Source organism: Microbacterium sp. (assembly GCF_047972865.1).
Classification (GTDB): Bacteria; Actinomycetota; Actinomycetes; order Actinomycetales; family Microbacteriaceae; genus Microbacterium.
The window spans coordinates 1-4,870 of record NZ_JBKEAY010000046.1 but is presented as its reverse complement, the minus strand read 5'-3'; the positions used below and the strand labels follow the sequence as shown (position 1 = coordinate 4,870).

3 protein-coding genes are annotated in these 4,870 nt (G+C 66.9%); 2 read left to right on the top strand and 1 reads right to left on the bottom strand.

Features of this window, described 5'->3' with window-relative positions; all coding sequences use genetic code 11:
* Positions 1-3,320, bottom strand: a 3,320-nt coding sequence (locus tag ACK5KK_RS02470; RefSeq protein WP_416888508.1) for a helicase, incomplete at its 3' end; no start/stop codon positions are given.
* A gap of 101 nt (positions 3,321-3,421) precedes the next feature.
* Here ACK5KK_RS02470 and ACK5KK_RS02465 point away from each other — a divergent pair.
* Positions 3,422-3,931: an RNA polymerase sigma factor gene (locus tag ACK5KK_RS02465; RefSeq protein WP_416888507.1), complete on the top strand. Its 510-nt coding sequence runs from the start codon at positions 3,422-3,424 to the stop codon at positions 3,929-3,931.
* The gene (locus tag ACK5KK_RS02460; RefSeq protein WP_416888506.1) at positions 3,928-4,599 is read left to right on the top strand and encodes a hypothetical protein; all 672 of its coding nucleotides are present in this window, start codon (positions 3,928-3,930) and stop codon (positions 4,597-4,599) included. The genes ACK5KK_RS02465 and ACK5KK_RS02460 overlap by 4 nt, the downstream gene beginning before the upstream one ends.
* The last annotated feature ends 271 nt before the right edge of the window (positions 4,600-4,870 follow it).

Genomic DNA, 4,870 nt, shown 5'->3' with positions numbered 1-4,870 from the left:
TCCCAGATGCGGTGGATCGCGTCGGCGGCGACGTCGACCTTGCTCGGCCCGGACGGGTCGCGGGGGATGACCATGCGGATGTCGAGTGCGGCCTTGCGCCCGTCGGTGGTGATCAGGAGCATGTTGTCCTCGTCGGGCCGCACCTGGCGGGTGGCGACCTTCTCGGCGCGCTCGGCGAGGGAGGCGACGTACTGCTCCAGCTCGACGGTCGGCTGCACCGGCACGGTGGAGGGTGCGCGGCTGCCGTCGTCGCGCTGCACGAGCGCGGGCACGGGCAGGTCGAGGTCGTCGGCGGTCTTGACGTCGGCGAATACCGACCACATCCGCAGCAGCTCCTGCCCGTTCTGGAAGCGCGCGAACCGGGTCTTCATGCGGAACGTGCTGCCGGTCGGCGAGATTTCCATCTGCGTGACCAGCTCGCCGAACGTCGCCGCCCACGCATCGAATGCGCCGACACCCGCGGACTCCAGCACGTCGGGTCGCAGATACAGCTGCATCACATAGGTCTCGGTGATCGAGTTCGAGATGGGCGTCGCCGTTGCCGCTGTCACGACCCGCTCGCGCCCCGCGGAGCGGAGGTATTCGAGCTTCATGTGCAGGTCGCTCGCGCGATCCGAGCCCTCGATGGCGGCGTCCCTGATGTTCGACTCCGTGGCGAGGTTCTTGTACATATGCATCTCGTCGACGATGACGTAATCAATGCCGGTGTCCTCGAAGCAGACGCCGCGGTCGCGGTCGGAGTCGAGCCGATCCTTGAGCTTGTTCTCCATCGCCAGGAGCTTGCGCTGGATGCGCTTGACGCTCATGCGCTGCTCGCCGGTCGCGTCGTCCAGCACTCGCCGCACGTCGTCCACCTGCCCGCGGATGTACTGCTGCTGCGTCTCGGCGCGCAGCGGGATCTTGGCGAACGCCCCCTGCGTGAGGATGATGGCGTCCCACTCGTTCGCTGCCGCCCGCGCGACGAAGAGTCGCCGCTTGTCGGCGGTGAGGTCGAGGCTCGATGCGGCGAGCACGCGGGCGCGCGGGTAGATCTGGAGCCACTCCCGGCCGAACTGCTCCAGCATGTGATTCGGCACCACCACGACGGGCTTGCTGATGAGCCCCATACGGCGCATCTCCATCGCGCCCATAATCATCTCCGCCGTCTTGCCTGCGCCGACCTCGTGGAACAAGCCCGCCGCAGGTTCGGACACCATACGCGCGACGGCGGCGCGCTGGTGCGTGCGCGGCTCGAAGGTGGCCGCGAGGCCCGGCAGTGAGAGGTACGCCCCGGCGTTCGTGTAGTCGCGGAGCACGATGGAGTTGAAGCGCCGGTTGTACTCGTCCACGAGTGCCTGCGCGCGGTCGGGGTCTTCCCACACCCACTCGCCGAACCTCTCCTGAAGCGCGTCGGCCTTCTCCTGGGCGGCAGCGGTCTCGACGGGGTTGAGGATGCGACGCACCTTGCCGTCGATGTCCTTCTCCTCGTCGTAGACAAGCATCGTCCGCTGCTCCATGACGGCCTGTGCGATGTCCGGCGCGGGGCGGCGGGGCGTGCCCCATTCCGAGGTGGAGGGCAGCCCCTGCCGACCGCCGCGAATCTCCCACATGCCTGGCAGCGGGTTCTCCACGCGAACGTCGGGCGCGCGCAGAATGCTCCGCAGGAACTGCTCGTGCACGTCGGCGCTGATCCAGACCGCGCCGAGCTTCGCGTGGATGTCCTGGATGCCCAGCGGCGCGGGCAACACCTCGGCAAGCGCATCGACGTTGACCTGGAACTCCGGGTCGTCCTCGGCGCGGAGCCGTGCCGCTTCGAGCTTGACCCGCACGTCGCCCGATAGATACTCCGGCGCGTGGATGAGCTGGTTCGTGACTGGGTCGGTGAACACGAGCGTTCCCAGCGCCTCGCGCGCCTCGCGGTCGTTCATGCCGAGTAGATCGGCGACGAGGGTGATGTCGATGCGGCCGGTGCGGTCGAGGCTGACCGCGATGGCGTCGGCCGGGCTGTCGACGCCCTGCACCTCGGCGCGCGGCACCACCACGCGGTGGCTCATGATGGCGGCAGGCGACGCGGACTGATCCTCGTCGTCGAACTGCTCCAGCGCGAGCACCAGGGGGCCGAACGGGTCGGAGCGCAGCAGCCGGATCGGTGTCGGCACGATGCGCGCGAAGGTCTCCTCGCCGTCCTCATTCGTGCGCCCGGTGGGGCGCAGCGTGTAGCGGTTCAGCGCCCCATAGGTGCCGACGTACTTCAGGTAGTCGCGGCGCAGCGTCGTGCGGATGAGCACGATGTCGGGGGTGTCGTCCACGCTCGCCGCTTCCGCGGTCAGCAGGCGGGATGCCCCGTCGCGCAGACGCAGCAGAGCGCGTAGCTCGCGCTCGGCGGACGTCGGCACCGCAAGCGGCTCCAGCGAGCCGGAGACAACGGTGCGGAAGCCGCCGGTCTCGCTCGCCACGATGCTGCCGTCCCATAGCTCCGGCGCCGACGGGGTGAACGCTGCCCGGCGCGCCTGCTGCTCGGCGGCGCGCTCGGTCATCGTCAGCCCGGCCCGGCGCGCGGAGAACACGATCTGGTCGACGGCGACCGCGAGTTCCGCCTCCAAGTCGGCCAGATCGGTCGTGATGGTGAGCGTGGCCGCGTCGTACATCCCGTGGCCGACGCCGACCTCCCCGAGCATCTGCTCCGGGTGCTCGTCGAAGTAGCGGTTGATCCGCATCGGCACGCCGTCGATGGGCACCTGCGCGACCGTCTCCCAGGCGTCGTCGCGCATCTGCTCGCCCTCCGGTCGCCGCCGGAACACGAGCAGGTCGGTCACCACCTCCGTCCCCGCGGCGCGGCGATGCGCCCCGGTAGGCAGGCGGATCGCGCCCACGAGGTCGGCCAGCTCGTTCATCTCCCGCCGCGCGCCGGGGTTCTGCGCGTCCATCGTGAAGTGCGAGGTCAGCACCGCGATGAGGCCGCCGGGCCAGGTCAGGCGCAGCGACTTGATGATGAAGTGGTTGTGCATCGACTGTCGGGTCGCGTTGTGCAGCGGGTCGTGCAGGGTGACGCTGCTGAACGGCACGTTGCCGATGGCGGCGTCGAAGTGTCCTTCAGGCAGTCGGGTGTCGGCGAAGGACTCGGCGCGGACGGTCGCGTGCGGGTACAGCTCGGCGCAGATCGCCGCCGTCAGCGGATCGAGTTCCACTCCGGTCATCTGTGCCGACTCTGGCGCGAGGCCGATGAACGTGCCCGACCCGGAGCCGGGTTCCAGGACCGCGCCTCCGCTGAACCCCAGGCCGTCCAGCAGTCGCCACACCTGCCGGGCGATCATCGGGTCGGTGTAGTGCGCGTTGACCATGCTCCCATCTCGATCAGTGTGCAGGGAATCGATCGGATCTGTAACGCTGGAAGGACGAGCGGCAACTACCTATGTGAAGAGCATCCGGGAGGAGGGGGTAGATGAACGAGAACGTCGAGCAGTACAGGGCGCTGTTTCTCTCGTCCTACAACACCATCCTCCGGTTCGTGGAACGCAGAGTATCGGCACGGGAGGATGCCGCTGAACTCGCAGCGGATGTGTTCCGCATCGCCTGGCAGAAATACGACCCAGGCCAGGCGAACTCGCGCTCTTGGCTATTCACCATCGCCCGCAACGTCGTTCTCGAACACTACAGACGAACAGCACGAAGAAACGCAGCCACACAGCGGCTGATCGAGGCCACGGAACTGGCCGGCGCACCCTTCATGGACGACGACGGCACCGAACACCCCGTGATCGCGGCACTCCAGCAACTACCAGAGAGGATGCAGGAGGTCCTACGACTGCGGTACTGGGACGAACTCGAGATAGGCGAGATCGCGACCGTACTCGGCATATCCCAGGGTGCGACGCGAGTGCAGTTACACCGCGCCCGCGCACGCATCAGAGAACTACTACCCGCCCCACTCGTCCGGAAGGGAGATGCATGATGGACGACCTCGCTGCCGTATTCACAAGAGCAGATCCCGCGCGCACCCCGCAGGACGCACCGCTTCCAGCCGAGGCGCTGAGCCTCCTCGAGCAGATCGTGACGACTCCGATCACTCAGGCTGACACCGCGCAAGAGGTAACGTCTTCGAGCCCCACGGGATCACGATTCCGGCTACCCCGACTCCTCATCAGCGTGGGTGCCGTCGTCGCGGTGTTCGCAGTCATCGTCATCTTCGCTGTCTCGCAACTTCGGGCACCCTCCGAGGGCAACACTGCGGACTACCCATGGTTTGAGACCGATACCCAGCTCTTCGACGCCGCAGATGCCGTCATCGCCGGTGACGTACTGAGCGAACGCGAGGAACTCATCGATGGGATCGACTACACTGTCGTGACGATCGAGGTCAGCGCGTCCGCGTCCGGGGGACTACGCCAAGGCGACATCGTCGAGGTGAAGTACCCGATGTTCGACTCCACCCCTGTAGGCCTCGAACCAGGCAGCAGAGCGGTCCTCTTTCTCGCTCTCTACGACGATGCTCCAGCGTCCCTCTTGAACCCCGTGCAGGCGAGCTATCTGGTCACCGACGTTGGCGTCGAAACCAGTAGCGAGAACCCCATCGTCCTCTCGGATGAGCTTCTTGATCAACTCGGCATTGGCGGCAGATGACCCAAAGCCTGGACGTACCTGCTTCCTCGATCGAGGAAGAGAGATAAGAAGAAGGAGAAGTAATGAATACACCGACTCCTGAGATCAGGACGGTGCGGCGGCGCAGGCTCGCAGGATGGCGCACCACCACCGCGTTAGCTTCTGGGGGGCTTCGCTCCCTCGTGGGTGTGGAGAGTATCCCAGCGTGGTCGCCTCTTGTCGGCTCGCGGTGCGGGGGTGGAAGCTGGGCGGTGCCGGTCGCGGACACGTCGGCCCCCTATGGTGCTGTCGA

What these genes read in the sequence shown, in the direction of transcription:
- ACK5KK_RS02465 (WP_416888507.1), top strand. Translation starts at nt 3,422, where the DNA reads ATGAACGAGAACGTCGAGCAGTACAGGGCGCTGTTTCTCTCGTCCTAC.
- ACK5KK_RS02460 (WP_416888506.1), top strand. Translation starts at nt 3,928, where the DNA reads ATGATGGACGACCTCGCTGCCGTATTCACAAGAGCAGATCCCGCGCGC.